This is a genomic window from Pseudomonas sp. PME37.24/006, from assembly GCF_055556635.1.
This window is the reverse complement of sequence record NZ_JBVHNL010000006.1, coordinates 71,604-88,523: the sequence shown is the minus strand read 5'-3', so window position 1 is coordinate 88,523 and position 16,920 is coordinate 71,604. Positions and strand designations below refer to the sequence as shown.

Sequence of the window (16,920 nt, the reverse complement as noted above, 5' to 3'; positions counted from 1 at the left end):
TGGTATAAGCAACAAAGCATTGCAGATAAGGCCGTATTTCGAATCAATCTGCCGCCCTATGATGGCCCAGAATCTTTCTCTCCGAGGCTATGCCATGAGTGCTCTACGTCTGTTGCGCCCGTTGTTGTTCGGTAGTGTCGTGTTGTCTCTGGCTGGCCATGCGTTGGCGGCCGGGCCGTTGAAGCTGGAGTTGTACAACCCGGGCGAGCGCTCGATTTTCCCGGTGTCGTCGCAGATCGTTTCCGGACCGACCGAAGCGGTGCTGATCAATGCGCAGTTCCAGAGCAACGATGCGCAGGCGCTGGTCGACAAGGTGCGTGCCACGGGCAAGAAGCTGACCACTGTCTATATCAGCCACAGTGACCCGGATTACTACTTTGGCCTGGATGTGATTCACCGCGCCTTCCCGGACGCGAAGATCGTTGCCACCGCCGACACCGTGACGGCCATCGAGGCGAACAAGGACGGCAAGCTGGCGCATTGGGGGCCGATCCTCAAGGACAACGCGCCAAAAGCCCTGGTGGTGCCGCAGGCGCTGAGCGAGCCGAAGCTGACGGTGGACGGTCAGGTACTGGAGATTCGTGGGCCGGAGCCGAAGCGTACCTTCGTGTGGATCCCGTCGCTGAAGACCGTTGTGGGCGGCATTCCGGTGTCGGCCAATATCCATGTGTGGCTGGCCGATACCCAGACCGAACAATCGCGCCGCGACTGGCTGGGCACCCTGGACGCCATCACTGCGCTGAAGCTGACCAAGGTGGTACCGGGCCATTACCTGAACAATGCCGATGGCAGCGTGCCGGATTCGCCGCAAGCGATTACCGATACCCGCGACTATCTGTTGGCTTTCGAGCAAGAAGCAAAAAAGGCCAAAGACTCGGCGCAGCTGATCGCAGCGATGCGCGAGCGCTACCCGAATCTCGCGGAAGAGTCATCGCTGGAGCTGAGCGCCAAGGTCATCAAGGGCGAAATGAAGTGGCCGCAATAAGCCCCGCCTGAACCGAAACGAAATCGCCCTGCCCGGCAACGGTGCAGGGCGATTTCGCGTTGTTACCGGTTACAACGTGCGGCTTTTCCCTATCGCAGCCCAGTCAGCATCGCGACCGCTCTGGAATCAACCTCCGACCTCCCAAACACGATCCCAGCTGACGCTCACCAACCGTGCACGTATAAACCCGGTGTTTCGGATTGTTGCACCAGCTTGGACGATGCCTTGCTCGGTCAAGGTGCGCAGTTGGTAGCAGTCTGCAGCGATCGTGGCGCCTTTTTAATCGAAAATGACGCATTCCTTGAGACGACTCTTCAGGCTTATGCCGTTGGGCATTCCCAGCACGCATTTCAGTTATACCTTCGGCCGCCGGACGTGGAAGTGGCATAGGGCTTGCTCTTGCAGGAGGGCCAATCCTAAAACTCCTCAGGAGCACGTCCATGCCTCACAAGTCTTTTCAGAAAGCTTTCCTGGCGCTAGCGGTTACCGGCGCATTGGGTTTTTCCTCTCTCGCGCATGCCGATATCGTTATAGGTGTGGGCGGCCCCATGACCGGCGGCAACGCGGCTTTCGGTGATCAGCTGTGGCGTGGCGCCGAGCAGGCGGCGGCGGATATCAACGCGGCGGGCGGCATCAATGGCGAGCAGATCAAGCTGGTCAAGGGCGATGACGCCTGTGAGCCGAAGCAGGCCGTTTCCGTAGCCAACCGTATGGTCGACTCCGACAAGGTGGTCGCAGTGATCGGGCACTTCTGCTCGTCCTCCACCATGCCGGCTTCCGAGGTATATGACGAGGCGGGCATTCTTGCCATCACTCCGGCTTCGACCAACCCGCAGGTCACTGAGCGCGGCCTGTCCGCGATGCTGCGCATGTGCGGCCGCGACGACCAGCAGGGCATCGTCGCCGGTGATTACATCGTCGATCAGCTCAAGGCTACCAAGGTCGCCGTGGTGCACGACAAGGACACCTACGGCCAGGGCCTGGCCGACGCCACCCGCGCGCAGCTCAACAAGCGTGGCGTGAAGGAAGTGATGTACGAAGGTCTGACCCGTGGCGAGAAGGACTTCAACGCCCTGGTCACCAAGATCCGCGCGAGCGGTGCCGAGGTCGTCTACTTCGGTGGCCTGCATGCCGAGGCCGGCCCGCTGGTTCGGCAGATGCGCGAGCAGGGCGTGACCGCCAAGTTCGTCTCCGGCGACGGCATCGTTACCGACGAACTGGTCGGCACCGCTGGCGGCCCGCAATACGTCGATGGCGTGCTGATGACCTTCGGCGCCGACCCGCGTCTGATTCCTGATGGCAAGTCAGTGCTCGAGAAATTCCGCGCCAACGGCTACGAGCCAGAGGGTTACACCCTGTATTCCTACGCCTCCATGCAAGTGGTTGCCGCCGCATTCACCGGCATCAAGGGCACCGACGGCGTCAAGGCCGCCGAGTGGCTGAAGGCCAACCCAGTCGCCACCGTAATGGGCAAGAAGGAGTTCGACGAGAAGGGCGACCTGAAAGTCTCTGACTACGTGATGTATCAGTGGGGCGCTGACGGCAAATACAAGCAGCTTTAAGAGAGAGCCAGTTCACGGTCTTCAGGGCGCTAGCGCGTAGGGTGGACGGCGCTCTATCCGTCCACCGTTCTGCGAGCGCAATGGTGGACAAAAAGAGCGTTGTCCACCCTACAGATGCGACCGCAGTGGAGGACGAACGTGAGCGCGCGCTCACGAAAAGGTCTCCGGACATCGCCCCTGTCACCCGTGAACGAAACTCCAAACCCGGTGGGTCATGGCCTGCCGGGGCTGTTGCGGTCGCCTGGCGACTGCGCGCTTTTTTCCGTCACTGACTCAGAGATTTCTCAATGGACGGTATTTTCCTGCAGCAAATGGTCAACGGCCTGACCCTCGGTTCGGTCTACGGTTTGATCGCCATCGGCTACACCATGGTTTACGGCATCATCGGCATGATCAACTTCGCCCACGGCGAGGTGTACATGGTCTCCGCCTACCTGGCGGCCATCGCCATCGCGCTACTCGGTTTCTTCGGTGTGCATTCCTTCCCGCTGGTGATCCTCGGCACGCTGGTCTTCACCATCGTGGTCACCGGGGTGTACGGCTTCGCCATCGAACGCATCGCCTACAAACCCCTGCGCAACTCCACACGGTTGGCGCCGCTGATCAGCGCCATCGGCATGTCGCTGATCCTGCAGAACTACGTGCAGCTCAGCCAGGGCGCGCGGCAGCAGGGCATTCCAACCATGCTCGAAGGCGCGTTGCGTCTGCATGTGGGTGATGGTTACGTGATGATCACCTACACCAAGCTGTTCATCATCGCGGCGGCCATCATTGGCATGCTGGCGCTGACTTACATCATCCAGAACACCCGCCTGGGGCGTATGTGCCGCGCTACCCAGCAGGATCGCAAGATGGCGCAGATCCTGGGCATCAATACCGATCGGGTGATTTCCTACGTCTTCGTCATTGGCGCTTCCATGGGCGCGCTGGCCGGGGTGCTGATCACCCTCAACTACGGCACCTTCGACTTCTACGCCGGCTTCATCATCGGCATCAAGGCCTTCACCGCAGCGGTGCTCGGCGGCATCGGTTCGCTGCCCGGCGCGATGCTTGGCGGGCTGATTCTCGGCGTGGCCGAGGCGCAGTTCTCCGGCATGGTGAATTCCGATTACAAGGACGTGTTCAGTTTCTCGCTGCTGGTGCTGATCCTGATCTTCCGTCCCCAGGGCCTGCTGGGCCGTCCTCAGGTAACCAAGGTGTAAGCCGTGAGTACGACTTCTTCTATCGATGTGAAAAAGAGCCTGATCGACAGCCTGATGGCTGGCCTGATCGCGCTCATCGTGTTTGGCCCCGTGGTCGGCGTAGTGCTGCAGGGGTATGACTTCAACATGCGGATCGACCGCGTGGCGTGGATGGTCGGCGTGGTGATGGTCGGCCGCCTGCTGCTCAGTTTGTTTCTGCAGACCGGCAAGGGGCGCACGGTGCTGGAGGGCTTCGAGCGCTCCGGCGGTGGTGTCGGGGTGCAGCCACCGGGCTACGTGTCGCGGATGCGCTGGATCATTCCGGCGCTGATCGTGCTGGCGATCATCTTTCCGTTCTTCGCCAACAAGTACCTGCTGACGGTGATCATTCTCGGCCTGATCTACGTGCTGCTCGGCCTGGGCCTGAACATCGTGGTCGGCCTCGCTGGGCTGCTCGATCTGGGCTTCGTCGGCTTCTACGCCATCGGTGCCTACGGCCTGACCATGGGCTATGAGTACCTGGGCCTGGGCTTCTGGAGCATGCTGCCGCTGGCGGCGCTGATGGCGGCCTTCGCCGGGACGATATTGGGCTTTCCGGTGCTGCGCATGCATGGGGATTACCTGGCCATCGTCACCCTGGGCTTTGGCGAAATCATCCGCCTGGTGCTGACCAACTGGCTGGAGCTCACCGGCGGCCCCAACGGCATGAGCGCGCCGGCTCCGACCTTCTTCGGTCTGGAGTTCGCCCGGCGTGCCAAGGATGGTGGCGTGCCGTACCACGAGTTCTTTGGCGTGGCCTACAACCCCAACATGAAGTTCCTGTTCATCTATGCGGTGCTGGTGCTGGTCGTGCTGCTGGTGCTGTACGTCAAGCATCGCCTCACGCGTATGCCGGTCGGCCGCGCCTGGGAAGCGCTGCGCGAGGATGAAATCGCCTGTCGCTCCATGGGCCTGAACCACGTACTGGTCAAGCTCTCGGCCTTCACCCTGGGCGCCTCCACCGCCGGTATCGCCGGGGTGTTCTTCGCCACCTATCAGGGCTTCGTCAACCCGACCTCGTTCACCTTCTTCGAGTCGGCGCTGATTCTCGCCATCGTGGTGCTCGGCGGTATGGGTTCGACGGTCGGGGTGGTGATCGCCGCCTTCGTGCTGACCATCACCCCGGAACTGCTGCGCAGCTTCGCCGACTACCGGGTGCTGCTGTTCGGCATTCTCATGGTGGTGATGATGATCTGGCGGCCACGCGGGCTGATCCGCATCAACCGCATCGGCATCGCCCCGCGTAAAGGAGTCGCGCCATGAGCGACAACATCCTCTCGGTCGACAGCCTGATGATGCATTTCGGTGGCATCAAGGCGCTCAACGACGTCAACTTTTCCATAAAGCGCAATACCATCTCGGCGCTGATCGGCCCCAATGGCGCCGGCAAGACCACGGTATTCAACTGCCTGACCGGCTTCTATTCGGCTACTGGCGGCAAGATCCTGCTCAATGCGCAGAGCAAGCAGACCGATGTGATCCGCATCCTCGGCGAGCCCTTCGCCGCGGACGATTTCATCAAGCCCCGGCAGTTCGGTTCTCGGCTCTGGTACAAGATGTTCGGCGGCACCCACCTGGTCAACCGCGCCGGCCTGGCGCGCACCTTCCAGAACATTCGCCTGTTCAAGGAAATGACCGTGCTGGAGAACCTGCTGGTAGCCCAGCACATGCTCGCCCAGCGCAGCCTGATCGCCGGCATCCTCAACACTCGCGGCTACCGGCGCAGCGAAAGCAAACTATTGGACACGGCGTTCTACTGGCTGGAGGTGGTCAACCTGGTCGAGCACGCCAATCACCTGGCCGGCGAACTCTCCTACGGCCAGCAGCGCCGCCTGGAAATCGCCCGGGCCATGTGCACCGGCCCCGAACTGATCTGCCTGGACGAACCGGCCGCGGGCCTCAACCCGTCGGAAACCCATGCGCTGAGTCAGATCATCCGCCTGCTGCGTGATGAACACGGCCTGACCGTGCTGCTGATCGAGCACGACATGGGCATGGTGATGAGCATTTCTGACCACATCATCGTGCTCGACCATGGCCTAGTCATCGCCCAGGGCGGCCCGGACGCCATCAAGAACGACCCGAAAGTGATCGCCGCCTACCTCGGTGCGGACGAGGAGGAGGTGGCATGACCGACATCAACATGGCTCCGATTCTGGCGTTCAAGGACGTCGACGTGCATTACGGGCAGATCCAGGCGCTGAAGAAGGTCAACCTGCACATCAATCCAGGCGAGACGGTGAGTCTGATCGGCGCCAACGGTGCGGGCAAGTCGACGCTGCTGATGTCGATCTTCGGCCAGCCGCGGGCCAGTGGCGGGCAGATTCTCTATCAAGGGCAAGACATCACCCGCAAGAGCACTCACTTCGTGGCCTCCAACGGTATCGCCCAGTCCCCGGAAGGGCGCCGGGTGTTTCCCGACATGAGCGTGGAAGAGAACCTGCTGATGGGCACCATCCCCATCGGCACGCAGCATGCTACCGAGGACATGCAGCGCATGTTCGAGCTGTTCCCACGGCTCAAGGAGCGGCGTAATCAGCGGGCGATGACCATGTCCGGTGGCGAACAGCAGATGCTGGCCATCGCCCGGGCGCTGATGAGCCGACCCAAGCTGCTGCTGCTCGACGAGCCGTCGCTGGGGTTGGCACCCATTGTGGTCAAGCAGATCTTCGCCACGCTGCGCGAGCTGGCGCAAACCGGCATGACCATCTTCCTGGTCGAGCAGAACGCTAACCACGCCCTGCGCCTCAGCGACCGCGCCTACGTGATGGTCACCGGCGAAATCCGCATGACCGGTACAGGGCCGGAGCTGCTCGGCAACCAGGAAGTACGTAACGCCTATTTAGGTGGGCACTGAGCATCATCGCAGGCTAGCCAAACCCCTTCGCGCCGAGGGCGACGCTCCTACGGGATACGCAATCCCCGTAGGAGCCGCGCCCTCGCGGCGAATGATGGGTACGACGCTGTTTGCTGAATGGATGCCATCGTTTGCCCATGCTCGCATCATCCACAAGAAACGCTTAATCGGAACTACCGCTTGCACCCTGTGCGTAAACGGCAAACCACTGCTGCAGGCTTTCCATCATTGTCATGACATTTCTCCTCTCGAACACGGCCTCAAGGTAAGCCTGCGCACGCGTTCTGGCCGTTTGTTTGTCTGGATCGCGTCGATAGGTTTTGCGGATGACGCTGCGGTCTGTTGCCTCAGGTCATGGGCAATTGCGTTCCGATAGGGCACGCTGCACCCATCTACTGCCAAGGAGACTCCCATGATTCGCAAGTTTGTCGTCGCCTCCGTGCTGGTTCTCGCCAGTGCTCCGTTGTTGGCTGCCGAGTGTTCGGTGGAAGTGCACTCCACCGACCAGATGACCTTCGATACCAAGGAGATCGAAGTCAGCAAGAGCTGCAAGACCTTCACCATCGAGCTCAAGCACGTCGGCAATCTGCCCAAGCATGTGATGGGCCATAACCTGGTGCTGGCGAAAACCGCTGACGTACAAGGCGTCAGCACCGATGGCATCGCGGCCGGCGTCGACAAGGGTTACCTGAAGGAAGGCGACGAGCGTGTGATCGCGCATACCAAGCTGATCGGCGGTGGCGAGTCGGATTCGGTGACCTTCGACGTCAGCAAGCTGGATGCAGCGCAAAGCTACCAGTTCTTCTGCTCGTTCCCAGGCCACGCGGCACTGATGAAAGGCGCGCTGACCCTGGTCGACTAAGCACCCCGAGTACAGCAAAGGCCGCTGCTTCGTCAGCGGCTTTTTTTCATCTGTGTAAAAAGTCTTGCTGCCGCAGAGTTACACACAAAGCCTGTTGATAAGCCTGTTTCGAAGGTGTGAGCAACACGACGTAGCGCCGCTCGCGCCTGGGCTGTAGCCTTTAGCGCTTTTTTTGATCAGGATTTTTTTTGATCAAAAACAGATGCTTATATTCATCGCCCGGATGCGCGTCAGATTGTCCACGACTCCTGTGGGCAGGGCTGTGGATAAGATGAGCATGCTTGTCTGCAGAGCACGAGCGACGTGGCTTGTAGCGCGATGATCATTATCTGATCAGTTGCATGGCGGCTGGAAAAAGCCTGGCGACAGGCTTTCGAAGTCAAGAAATACTTCAACGATTTCAGCTGCTTGAGTAAAACCATCTAGCGATGAGCGGAGGGTTATCCACGACAGTTGTGGAGCAAGCTGTGGATAAAGTGGGAGTAGCCTGGTGCAGGCCAATGGATCTGGCGCCTGCCGCGGGCTGATGTTTTTTCAGCCAATCGCGGCAGGCGCCGGTTCAGTCTTCAGCAGAGTCGCTCAGGCCCAGCCCACGCCAGCGTTTGGCGCCGATCAGGATGAAGCGCAATTGCTCGATCATCTTGGTCTCAGGGCGCTTGTGCAGGGGCAGAGAAGAAGACTGCGCGTCGATCAGTTCCGGCAGGGTGGCGAACACGGTTTTCACCACCAGATCCGCCAGCATGCTGCGCGCCGGCTCATCGAGGTGCTGCAGCTTGGGCATCAGGCTGAGGTCGCTGGCCAGGTCGGCGGCGATGTCTTCACGGAAGGTGGCCAGTGCCAGGCGCACGGGCAGCGAGCCGCCGAACTGCTCGCGGGCGAGAAACAGGAACTGTCCACGGTTCTGCTCCACGGCGCTGAGAAAGATCTGCACCGAGGCGTCGATGATGCCGCCCAGCTCGAATTCGTTGCGCCGTACCTGGCGCAGGGTGATGCGGAAGGTTTCGCCCACTTCGGCCACCAGGGCGAGGCCCAGGGCGTCCATGTCCTTGAAGTGCCGGTAGAAGCCGGTCGGCACGATACCGGCGACGCGTGTCACTTCGCGCAGGCTGAGGCTGCTGAAGGCGCGGCCGCTGTCCAGCAACTGACGGGCTGCATCCATCAGCGCCTGGCGGGTAGGGTGGTGTGAACTGTTTGCTGCCATCGAATCGCTTCCCTGTTCAGCTCGATTCGGAATCGTAAAGCAAAACCCCGCCATGCGGCGGGGTTCGGAGTGCTCACGCCGCCACTTAGTGGCGGTTCTTCAGGCCGTAACCTTCGTCGAGCATGCCGGGAACGTCGGCAGTTTTAGGTGCGTAGTCTTTGGGCATTTCCATGTCGCGCGGCGGCGTCAGGCGTTCGCGCTTCTCGGTGCTTGGCTCGGCATGCAGGGTGGCGAGCAGGCGTTGACGGGTCACTTCGTCGAGGGCCAGGCGATCTGCACCGTGGGACAGGTGCTCCTGTACATCGTGGTAACTCTGGGTCAGTTTTTTTACCAGATTAGCGGTGGTCGTGAAGTGGGTGACTACTTCACTTTGGTAGGCCTCGAAACGTTCCTGCATTTCGTCCAGTTGGCGCTGGGTGCGGCTGGGCGCAGCGTGAGGTGCCACGCGAGCGATCAGGAAACCGATGGCAATGCCAGCGACCAGGGTAAGTGCCGGTAGCAACCAGGCGGTGAGCGTCTGTTCCACGAGTCCTTCCTCTCTAAACGGCTTTGCTTTACGTTAACGGCTGGAACCTGCGCTGTACACCGCTAAGTGCTGGTGTGCGCAGGATAAATGCTAGACGAGTCGACCCTGTTCGAGGTCACGGAGTTCACTGTTGCTCATCCGCGAAACCCCCGTAATGATCGATGGCCCGAGTGGCCAGCTGGAAGCCCTTTGCCTGGAGGTGGCCGAAGCGCGCGGTGTCGCGCTGATCTGCCACCCGAATCCCGTGCAGGGCGGCACCATGCTCAACAAAGTGGTGTCGACGTTGCAGCGTACCGCTCGTGATGCGGGCTTTCATACTCTGCGTTTCAACTACCGTGGTGTCGGTGCCAGTGCTGGCAGCCATGACATGGGTACGGGTGAGGTCGATGATGCTGAAGCTGTCGCTCACTGGCTGCGCGCGCGTTATCCCGAATTGCCGCTGACCTTGCTCGGGTTTTCCTTTGGAGGGTTCGTCGCCGCCAGCCTCGGCGCGCGCCTGGAACAGCAGGGCATCGAGCCCGCGCAACTGTTCATGATCGCTCCGGCGGTGATGCGCCTGGGTGACGACAATCCGCCTGCCGAGCGCTGCCCGCTGGTGGTGATCCAGCCGGATGCCGACGAAGTGGTCGAGCCGCAGCTGGTCTACGACTGGTCAGCCAACCTCGGGCGTGCCCACGAGCTGTTGAAAGTGGCAGAATGCGGACACTTCTTCCACGGCAAGCTGACTGATCTCAAAGATTTACTGCTGCCGCGTCTGTGAGGCGCAGCCGTCTTCCCCTTTTGATTTAAGCGATCTTCATGACCACTCGTATCCTTACCGGTATCACCACCACCGGCACGCCGCACCTGGGTAACTACGCTGGCGCCATTCGCCCGGCCATCGTTGCCAGCCGCAGTGCCGATATGGACTCCTTCTATTTCCTCGCCGACTATCACGCGCTGATCAAGTGCGATGACCCGGCGCGCATTCAGCGTTCGCGTCTGGAAATTGCGGCCACCTGGCTGGCGCTGGGGTTGGATACCGACAAGGCGACGTTCTATCGGCAGTCCGATATCCCGGAAATCCCCGAGCTGTGCTGGCTGCTGACTTGCGTCGCGGGCAAGGGCTTGCTCAATCGTGCCCACGCTTACAAGGCCTCGGTCGACAAGAACGTCGAGAGCGGTGAAGACCCGGATGCGGGCGTGACCATGGGCCTGTTCAGCTACCCGATCCTGATGGCGGCGGACATCCTGTTGTTCAACGCGCAGAAGGTGCCGGTCGGTCGTGACCAGATCCAGCACGTGGAAATGGCCCGCGATATTGGCCAGCGTTTCAACCACCTGTTTGGCCAGGGCAAGGATCTGTTCAAGCTGCCCGAGGCGGTGATCGAGGAAGACGTGGCGACTTTGCCGGGCCTCGACGGCCGCAAGATGTCGAAGAGCTACGACAACACCATTCCTCTGTTCTCCAGCCCCAAGCAGTTGAAGGACGCCGTGGCGCGCATCGTCACCGACTCCAAGCTGCCCGGCGAGGCGAAAGATCCGGACAACTCTCACCTGTTCACCCTCTACCAAGCTTTTGCCGCACCGACCCAGCAGGCCGACTTCCGTGCCGCGCTGATCGGCGGGCTGGCCTGGGGCGAAGCCAAGCATGCGCTTTATGAGCTGCTGGATGCCGAGCTGGGTGAAGCGCGCGAGCGTTACCACACGCTGATCGCCCGCCCGGCTGACCTCGAGGACATTCTGCTGGCTGGCGCCGCCAAGGCTCGGCGTACCGCGACGCCGTTCCTCGGTGAGCTGCGCGAAGCGGTTGGCCTGCGCTCGTTCCGTAGCCAGGCAGCAGGTAGCGAGAGCGTGAAGAAGAAGGCTGCCAAGCGCGCCCGTTTCGTCAGCTTCCGCGACGAAGACGGCAGCTTCCGTTTCCGTCTGCTGGATGCCGACGGCGAGCAGCTGCTGCTGTCGCCATCCTTCGCCGATGGCAAGGCGGCAGGCCAGGTGAGCAAACGCCTGCAGGCCGGCGAACCGCTGGATATTCGCGTGCAGGGCAACACCTTTGGCGTGTGGCTGGATGAGCAACGGGTCGGCGAAAGCCCCGCATTCGCCGATGCGGCAGCCGCCGAAGCTGCTGTCGCGCGCTTGCGCGAAGCGCTGGCGCCGGAAGAAGCCTGACACCTATAAGCAGTCGGGCGGTCTGAGACCATAGCCCCGCTGCTGATAGGGCCAATTTGCCAATCCTCGGGGGCGTCGTTAAAGTGTCGCCCCCGCTTCATTTGCCCGGTTTACGCACTATGACTCCGCTCGAACGCTACCAGGCCGACCTCAAACGTCCGGACTTCTTTCACGATGCCGCTCAGGAAAAGGCCGTGCGCCACCTGCAGCGTCTGTACGACGAGCTGATCGCTGATGATCGCAGCAAGCCCGGCGTGCTCGGCAAGTTGTTCGGCAAGAAGACCGTCACCCCGGTCAAGGGCCTGTACTTCTGGGGCGGCGTCGGCCGCGGCAAGACCTATCTGGTCGACACCTTCTTCGACGCACTGCCGTTCAAGGAAAAGGAACGTACTCACTTCCACCGCTTCATGAAGCGCGTGCACGAAGAGATGCGCACTCTCAAGGACGTCAAGAACCCGCTGACCGTGATCGGCAAGCGCTTCTCCGAGCAGTTCCGGGTGATCTGCTTCGACGAGTTCTTCGTTTCCGACATCACCGACGCGATGATCCTGGCGACCCTTCTTGAGGAAATGTTCAAGAACGGCGTGACCCTGGTATCGACCTCCAACATCGTTCCGGACGGTCTCTACAAGGACGGCCTGCAGCGTGCTCGCTTCCTGCCGGCCATCGAGCTGCTCAAGGTGCACACCGAGATCGTCAACGTCGACAGCGGTATCGACTACCGTCTGCGCGCGCTGGAGCAGGCCGAGTTGTTCCACTTCCCGTTGAACGAGGCGGCTGAGCAAGGGCTGGAAAAAAGCTTCAAGAGCCTGCTGCACGAAAACGCCAGCGTGCAGGAAAATGAAGCGCTGATGATCGAGAATCGCGCCATTACCGCTCGGCGTGTGGGTGGCGACGTGGGCTGGTTCGACTTCCGCGAGCTGTGCGACGGCCCGCGTAGCCAGAACGATTACATCGAGCTGGGCAAGATCTTCCATTCGGTGATCCTTTCCAACGTCGAGCAGATGAGCGTAGCCAAGGAAGACATGGCGCGCCGCTTCATCAACCTGGTGGACGAGTTCTACGACCGCAACGTCAAACTGATCATCTCCGCCGAAGTGGAGCTCAAGGATCTTTACACCGGTGGTCGGCTGAGCTTCGAGTTCCAGCGTACCCTCAGCCGTCTGCTGGAAATGCAGTCCCACGAGTTCCTGTCACGCCCGCACAAGCCCTGATCGGCTGACTGCAATGCCAAAGGCCGCAAGCCCGCTTCTGGACTAGAAGCACGGCTCGCGGCCTTTTCGTTTCAGGTGCTGCTGGCCTGCTGTGCCTGTTGCTGGAACTGCTGGCGATAATGGTTCGGCGACAGGCCCGTGTGCTGTCGGAACAGTCGGGCGAAGAAGCTGGCGTCGTCGTAACCGATTTCGTAGCTGATGGTCTTGATGCTTTTCGGTGACGAGGACAACAGCCCCTTGGCCGTTTCGATGCGCAGCCGTTGTAGGTAATACAGCGGTTTGTCACCCGTGGCGGCGTGGAAGCGGCGCATGAAATTGCGGATGCTCATGCCGTGATCGCGGGCCATGTCTTCGAAACGAAAGCGCTCGGCGAAGTGATCTTCGAGCCATTGCTGGATCTGCAGGATCTTTGGATCCTGATGCTGCTTCTGGCCGCCGAAGCCGATGCGCCCTGGCGTGTAGTTGCGGCGCACCTCGTAAAGGATGTCGCGGGCTACGCTCTGTGCCACGCTGGTGCCGCAGAAGCGTTCGATCAGGTAGATATACAGGTCGCAGGCCGAGGTCGGGCCAGCCACGCAATAGAGATTGTCGGCGTCGGTCAGGTGTTTGTCCTGGTTAAGTACCACGGCCGGAAAACGCGTGGTGAACTCACTGAAGAAGCGCCAGCAGGTGGTCGCTTCCTTGCCGTCGAGCAGGCCGCTGGCCGCCATCCAGAATACCCCGTTAGCTTCCCCGCACAGGCTGGCGCCCGCGGCATGACGTTCGCGCAGCCAGTCGAACACCTGCGGGTAACGCTCGCACAGCGCGTCGTAATCGTCCCAGAATGCCGGCAGAATAATCAGCTCTGCCTTGTCGTCCAGTGGGCCATCGACGGGTAGCTGCACATCGCTGAAGCTGCGCACTGGCAAGCCGTCCGGACTGACCAGGCGAACCTCGAAGGTCGGTACCAACCCCAGTCCCTGCTGTTTGCCGTGGCGCAGGCCGGCCATATGAAAGAAATCTCTGGCTTGCATGAGGGTCGAAGCAAATACGCCGGGCGTGGCGAGAATGCTCACGCGAGTGAGCGTGGAGGGCAGGCTGGGCATGGCTGTTTTTCTTGTTCTAGTGATTGGGTCAGCTGATGGTAAAGCCGTCAGGCTGTGGCTGAATCGTCTTCTTTTATTCCGGCTGCGTCCAGTCTGGTTTTGTAATCTTCGTCCAGGGAGCCGTCGACATGATTGCCTTTTCCGAACTTGCCGCTTCGCCATTCGCCGACTGGGATGGCACGCCGGCTGCTGCGAGAACCCTGCAGAAACAACTGGCCGAGCAGGTTCGTCTGGAGGATGACTACCCGCCGCTGCGGCTGCTGGCGGGTGTCGATGTCGGCTTCGAGGACGGCGGTGAGATCACTCGCGCTGCGGCGATATTGCTGGATGCCGACACCTTGCAGCCGCTTGCCGAGTGCGTGGCGCGCATTCCCACCAGCATGCCTTACGTGCCGGGCCTGCTGTCCTTTCGCGAACTGCCGGCGTTGATCACGGCGCTGGCGGGCTTGCCGCAGGAGCCGGATCTGATCGTAGTCGACGGTCATGGCATCGCCCATCCTCGGGGGCTGGGTATCGCAGCGCATCTAGGGGTGGTCAGCGGCCGGCCGACCATCGGCGTGGCGAAGAAGATTCTTACCGGCCATCACGCAGAGTTGGGGGAAGAGCGGGGCGACAAGGTCGAATTGCTCGACCGTCAGGGGCGGCAGATCGCCTGGATGCTGCGCAGCAAGCGCAAGGTGCGGCCACTTATCGTCTCGCCGGGTCACCGGGTCAGCATGGATCGAGCCGTGGAGCTGGTGATGAGCTGGGATAAAGGTTATCGGCTGCCTGAACCAACCCGCCTAGCCGACCGCTTGGCATCGCGCCGCGATGTCAGCCGCAGGAGCTGAATACGCGCAAGTAGCCCGGCGTTGACCGCAGGCTACGAAGGCGGGGCGATGTGCCCGAAGGTACATCGCCCGCAGTTTTTATGGCGCCGGGTTTGGCTGGGTCTTGTGGATCGCCTCGATACCCTCCAGAACGGCATCGCTAAGTGTCAGCTCGCTGCTCGCCAGGTTTGACTCCAGTTGCTGCAACGAGGTGGCACCGATGATGTTGCTGGTCACGAACGGGCGGCTGGTGACGAACGCAAGGGCCATCTGTGCTGGATCCAGGCCATGTTCGCGGGCCAGGGCCACATAGCGCGAGCAGGCTGCTACGGTTTCTGGGCTGTTGTAGCGGGCGAAGCGGCTGAACAGGGTCAGGCGGGCGTTTTCCGGACGAGCGCCGTTTTCGTATTTGCCGGACAGCATGCCGAACGCCAGGGGCGAGTAGGCCAGCAGGCCGCACTGTTCACGAATCGCCACTTCCGCCAGGCCCACTTCGAAGCTGCGGTTGAGCAGGTTGTAGGGGTTCTGGATGGAGACCACGCGGGACATGCCGCGGCGTTCTGCGGCTTGCAGGAATTTCATGGTGCCCCATGGCGTTTCGTTGGACAGGCCGATGTGGCGGATCTTGCCGGCTTTGACCTGCTCATCCAGGGCATCGAGAATTTCCTCGATGGGCGTGAAGTCGCTGTCCTGATGGTTGTAGCCGAGCTGACCGAAGAAATTGGTCGGACGCTCTGGCCAGTGCAACTGATAAAGGTCGATCCAGTCGGTCTGCAGGCGCTTGAGGCTGGCGTCCAAGGCAGCAACGATGTGCTGGCGGTTGTGTTTGAGCTGGCCGTCGCGGATATGGGTGATGCCGTTGCCGGGGCCGGCGATCTTGCTGGCCAGGATCCAGTCGGCGCGGTCGCCACGCTGCTTGAAATATTCGCCGATGATCTGTTCGGTCTTGCTGTAGGTTTCGGCACGCGGCGGGACCGGGTACATCTCCGCAGTGTCGATGAAATTGATGCCGTAGGCCTTGGCGCGATCAATCTGCGCAAACGCCTCAGGGGCGTCGTTCTGTTCGCCCCAGGTCATGGTGCCCAGGCAAAGGGCGCTGACATTGAGATCGGTTCGGCCGAGCTGGCGGTATTCCATTGGAGAGCCCTCTGATAAAAAGCGCATACAAGCAGGTTGAAATTTTTTTCGCAATCGTCATAATTCCGCACCTCTTTCTGCGGTGGAAGTGATGCGCCGCCTGCCGAAGAATCTTGCCGTACGCGGTCGCGCTGACCCGAGCCCCCGATAGCGCCCGAATTCGGCTGCCTTTGACTTGTCAAAGTAAGCACTATTCAGTAAGATCCGCCGTCTAATTTTGCAGGGCGGCCCCTGAGGCTATAAAGAATGAAAACTTTTACCGCTAAACCAGAAACAGTAAAGCGCGACTGGTTTGTGATCGACGCTGCTGGCCAGACCCTGGGTCGTCTGGCTACTGAAATCGCTAGCCGCCTGCGTGGCAAGCACAAGCCTGAGTACACCCCTCACGTTGACACCGGCGACTACATCGTCGTTATCAATGCCGAGCAGGTTCGTGTGACCGGTGCTAAAACCACCGACAAAATGTACTACTCTCACTCCGGTTTCCCGGGTGGCATCAAGTCGATCAGCTTCGACAAGCTGATCGCCAAGGCGCCTGAGCGCGTGATCGAGACCGCGGTTAAAGGCATGCTGCCGAAAAACCCGCTGGGTCGCGACATGTACCGTAAGCTGAAAGTCTATGCGGGCGCTGCTCACCCTCATACTGCTCAGCAGCCCCAAGAACTGAAGTTTTAACGGAATAGTTCATTATGTCGGCGACTCAAAATTACGGCACTGGCCGTCGCAAAACTGCAACCGCACGCGTTTTCCTGCGTCCGGGCACTGGCAAGATCTCCATCAACAACCGCACCCTGGACACCTTCTTCGGTCGTGAAACTGCCCGCATGGTAGTTCGCCAGCCGCTGGAGCTGACCGAGATGGTCGAGAAATTCGACATCTACGTCACCGTTGTCGGTGGTGGTGTGAGCGGTCAAGCTGGTGCGATCCGTCACGGTATCACCCGCGCTCTGATGGACTACGACGAGTCTCTGCGTCCAGCTCTGCGTAAAGCAGGCTTCGTGACTCGCGATGCTCGTGAAGTAGAACGTAAGAAAGTTGGTCTGCGTAAAGCACGTAAGCGTCCTCAGTACTCCAAGCGTTAATTCGCTTCGGTACTCGAAAACGCCCAGTCTCCTCACGGAGCTGGGCGTTTTTCATTTCTACTTTCGGCCAGGCTTTCTTGCCTGCTCCGCTCGAGCGCTGCGTTTTCGGCCTACCTATCGCTTCGTTGATGCGCGTCATGAGTCAGCGTGCCTGCCTGTGCGAATCTCGCGCCGGGTTGCAGTCAGGCTTATCGATGTACGCGACCATCTGGACTTTTACATCAATTCCCTT

At 60.7% G+C, this 16,920-nt stretch carries 17 protein-coding genes; 13 read left to right on the top strand and 4 right to left on the bottom strand.

The annotated features are described in order from the left end of the window. The first annotated feature begins 94 nt into the window (after positions 1-94). The 7 genes from ACZ3GY_RS22645 (at position 95) to azu (ending at position 7,486) form a co-directional block, all read left to right on the top strand. The gene (locus ACZ3GY_RS22645; protein ID WP_465912063.1) at positions 95-985 is read left to right on the top strand and encodes an MBL fold metallo-hydrolase; all 891 of its coding nucleotides are present in this window, start codon (positions 95-97) and stop codon (positions 983-985) included. Between the two features lie 440 nt (positions 986-1,425). Further along, complete coding sequence (locus ACZ3GY_RS22640; protein WP_465912062.1) at positions 1,426-2,547, top strand: branched-chain amino acid ABC transporter substrate-binding protein; 1,122 nt, start codon at positions 1,426-1,428, stop codon at positions 2,545-2,547. 287 nt (positions 2,548-2,834) lie between these two features. Beyond that, complete coding sequence (locus ACZ3GY_RS22635; protein ID WP_465912061.1) at positions 2,835-3,749, top strand: ABC transporter permease subunit; 915 nt, start codon at positions 2,835-2,837, stop codon at positions 3,747-3,749. Between the two features lie 3 nt (positions 3,750-3,752). Then, positions 3,753-5,030 (top strand): high-affinity branched-chain amino acid ABC transporter permease LivM, encoded by a 1,278-nt coding sequence (gene livM, locus ACZ3GY_RS22630; RefSeq protein WP_465912060.1) that lies wholly within the window; start codon positions 3,753-3,755, stop codon positions 5,028-5,030. After that, entirely contained in the window at positions 5,027-5,899 is an 873-nt protein-coding gene (locus tag ACZ3GY_RS22625; RefSeq protein ID WP_465912059.1) for an ABC transporter ATP-binding protein, read from the top strand. The genes livM and ACZ3GY_RS22625 overlap by 4 nt, the downstream gene beginning before the upstream one ends. A gap of 11 nt (positions 5,900-5,910) precedes the next feature. Then, positions 5,911-6,624, top strand: coding sequence for an ABC transporter ATP-binding protein (locus ACZ3GY_RS22620; protein WP_465912132.1), 714 nt, complete (start codon positions 5,911-5,913; stop codon positions 6,622-6,624). A 412-nt stretch (positions 6,625-7,036) separates the two neighbouring features. Then, on the top strand, positions 7,037-7,486 hold the full coding sequence (gene azu / locus ACZ3GY_RS22615) for an azurin (protein WP_463562292.1): 450 nt from the start codon (positions 7,037-7,039) through the stop codon (positions 7,484-7,486). A 559-nt stretch (positions 7,487-8,045) separates the two neighbouring features. Here azu and ACZ3GY_RS22610 read toward each other — a convergent pair. Then, on the bottom strand, positions 8,046-8,687 hold the full coding sequence (locus ACZ3GY_RS22610) for a TetR family transcriptional regulator (protein WP_225838376.1): 642 nt from the start codon (positions 8,685-8,687) through the stop codon (positions 8,046-8,048). A gap of 85 nt (positions 8,688-8,772) precedes the next feature. Beyond that, positions 8,773-9,213: a Z-ring associated ZapG family protein gene (locus ACZ3GY_RS22605; RefSeq protein ID WP_463562291.1), complete on the bottom strand. Its 441-nt coding sequence runs from the start codon at positions 9,211-9,213 to the stop codon at positions 8,773-8,775. A gap of 130 nt (positions 9,214-9,343) precedes the next feature. Between ACZ3GY_RS22605 and ACZ3GY_RS22600 the strand changes: the two genes are divergently transcribed. The 3 genes from ACZ3GY_RS22600 to zapE all read left to right on the top strand — a co-directional run bounded on the left by ACZ3GY_RS22600 (position 9,344) and on the right by zapE (position 12,575). After that, positions 9,344-9,973, top strand: coding sequence for an alpha/beta hydrolase (locus ACZ3GY_RS22600; RefSeq protein WP_465912058.1), 630 nt, complete (start codon positions 9,344-9,346; stop codon positions 9,971-9,973). A 38-nt stretch (positions 9,974-10,011) separates the two neighbouring features. After that, positions 10,012-11,361: a tryptophan--tRNA ligase gene (locus ACZ3GY_RS22595; RefSeq protein WP_465912057.1), complete on the top strand. Its 1,350-nt coding sequence runs from the start codon at positions 10,012-10,014 to the stop codon at positions 11,359-11,361. A gap of 119 nt (positions 11,362-11,480) precedes the next feature. Further along, positions 11,481-12,575: a cell division protein ZapE gene (zapE, locus tag ACZ3GY_RS22590; protein ID WP_463562288.1), complete on the top strand. Its 1,095-nt coding sequence runs from the start codon at positions 11,481-11,483 to the stop codon at positions 12,573-12,575. A gap of 71 nt (positions 12,576-12,646) precedes the next feature. Here zapE and ACZ3GY_RS22585 read toward each other — a convergent pair whose 3' ends face one another. Beyond that, positions 12,647-13,564 (bottom strand): GlxA family transcriptional regulator, encoded by a 918-nt coding sequence (locus tag ACZ3GY_RS22585; protein ID WP_463565937.1) that lies wholly within the window; start codon positions 13,562-13,564, stop codon positions 12,647-12,649. Positions 13,565-13,788: 224 nt separating this feature from the next. On the opposite strand from ACZ3GY_RS22585, the gene nfi reads away from it, so the two are divergent. After that, entirely contained in the window at positions 13,789-14,490 is a 702-nt protein-coding gene (nfi, locus tag ACZ3GY_RS22580; RefSeq protein ID WP_465912056.1) for a deoxyribonuclease V, read from the top strand. 78 nt (positions 14,491-14,568) lie between these two features. Here the strand turns inward: nfi and ACZ3GY_RS22575 are convergent, their stop codons facing one another. After that, complete coding sequence (locus ACZ3GY_RS22575; RefSeq protein WP_465912055.1) at positions 14,569-15,606, bottom strand: NADP(H)-dependent aldo-keto reductase; 1,038 nt, start codon at positions 15,604-15,606, stop codon at positions 14,569-14,571. A 246-nt stretch (positions 15,607-15,852) separates the two neighbouring features. Between ACZ3GY_RS22575 and rplM the strand changes: the two genes are divergently transcribed. Beyond that, a complete protein-coding gene (rplM, locus tag ACZ3GY_RS22570; RefSeq protein ID WP_225838386.1) occupies positions 15,853-16,281 on the top strand; it encodes a 50S ribosomal protein L13 in 429 nt (142 codons plus the stop codon). Between the two features lie 14 nt (positions 16,282-16,295). Next, the gene (gene rpsI / locus ACZ3GY_RS22565) at positions 16,296-16,688 is read left to right on the top strand and encodes a 30S ribosomal protein S9 (protein ID WP_225838388.1); all 393 of its coding nucleotides are present in this window, start codon (positions 16,296-16,298) and stop codon (positions 16,686-16,688) included. Positions 16,689-16,920 lie beyond the last annotated feature (232 nt).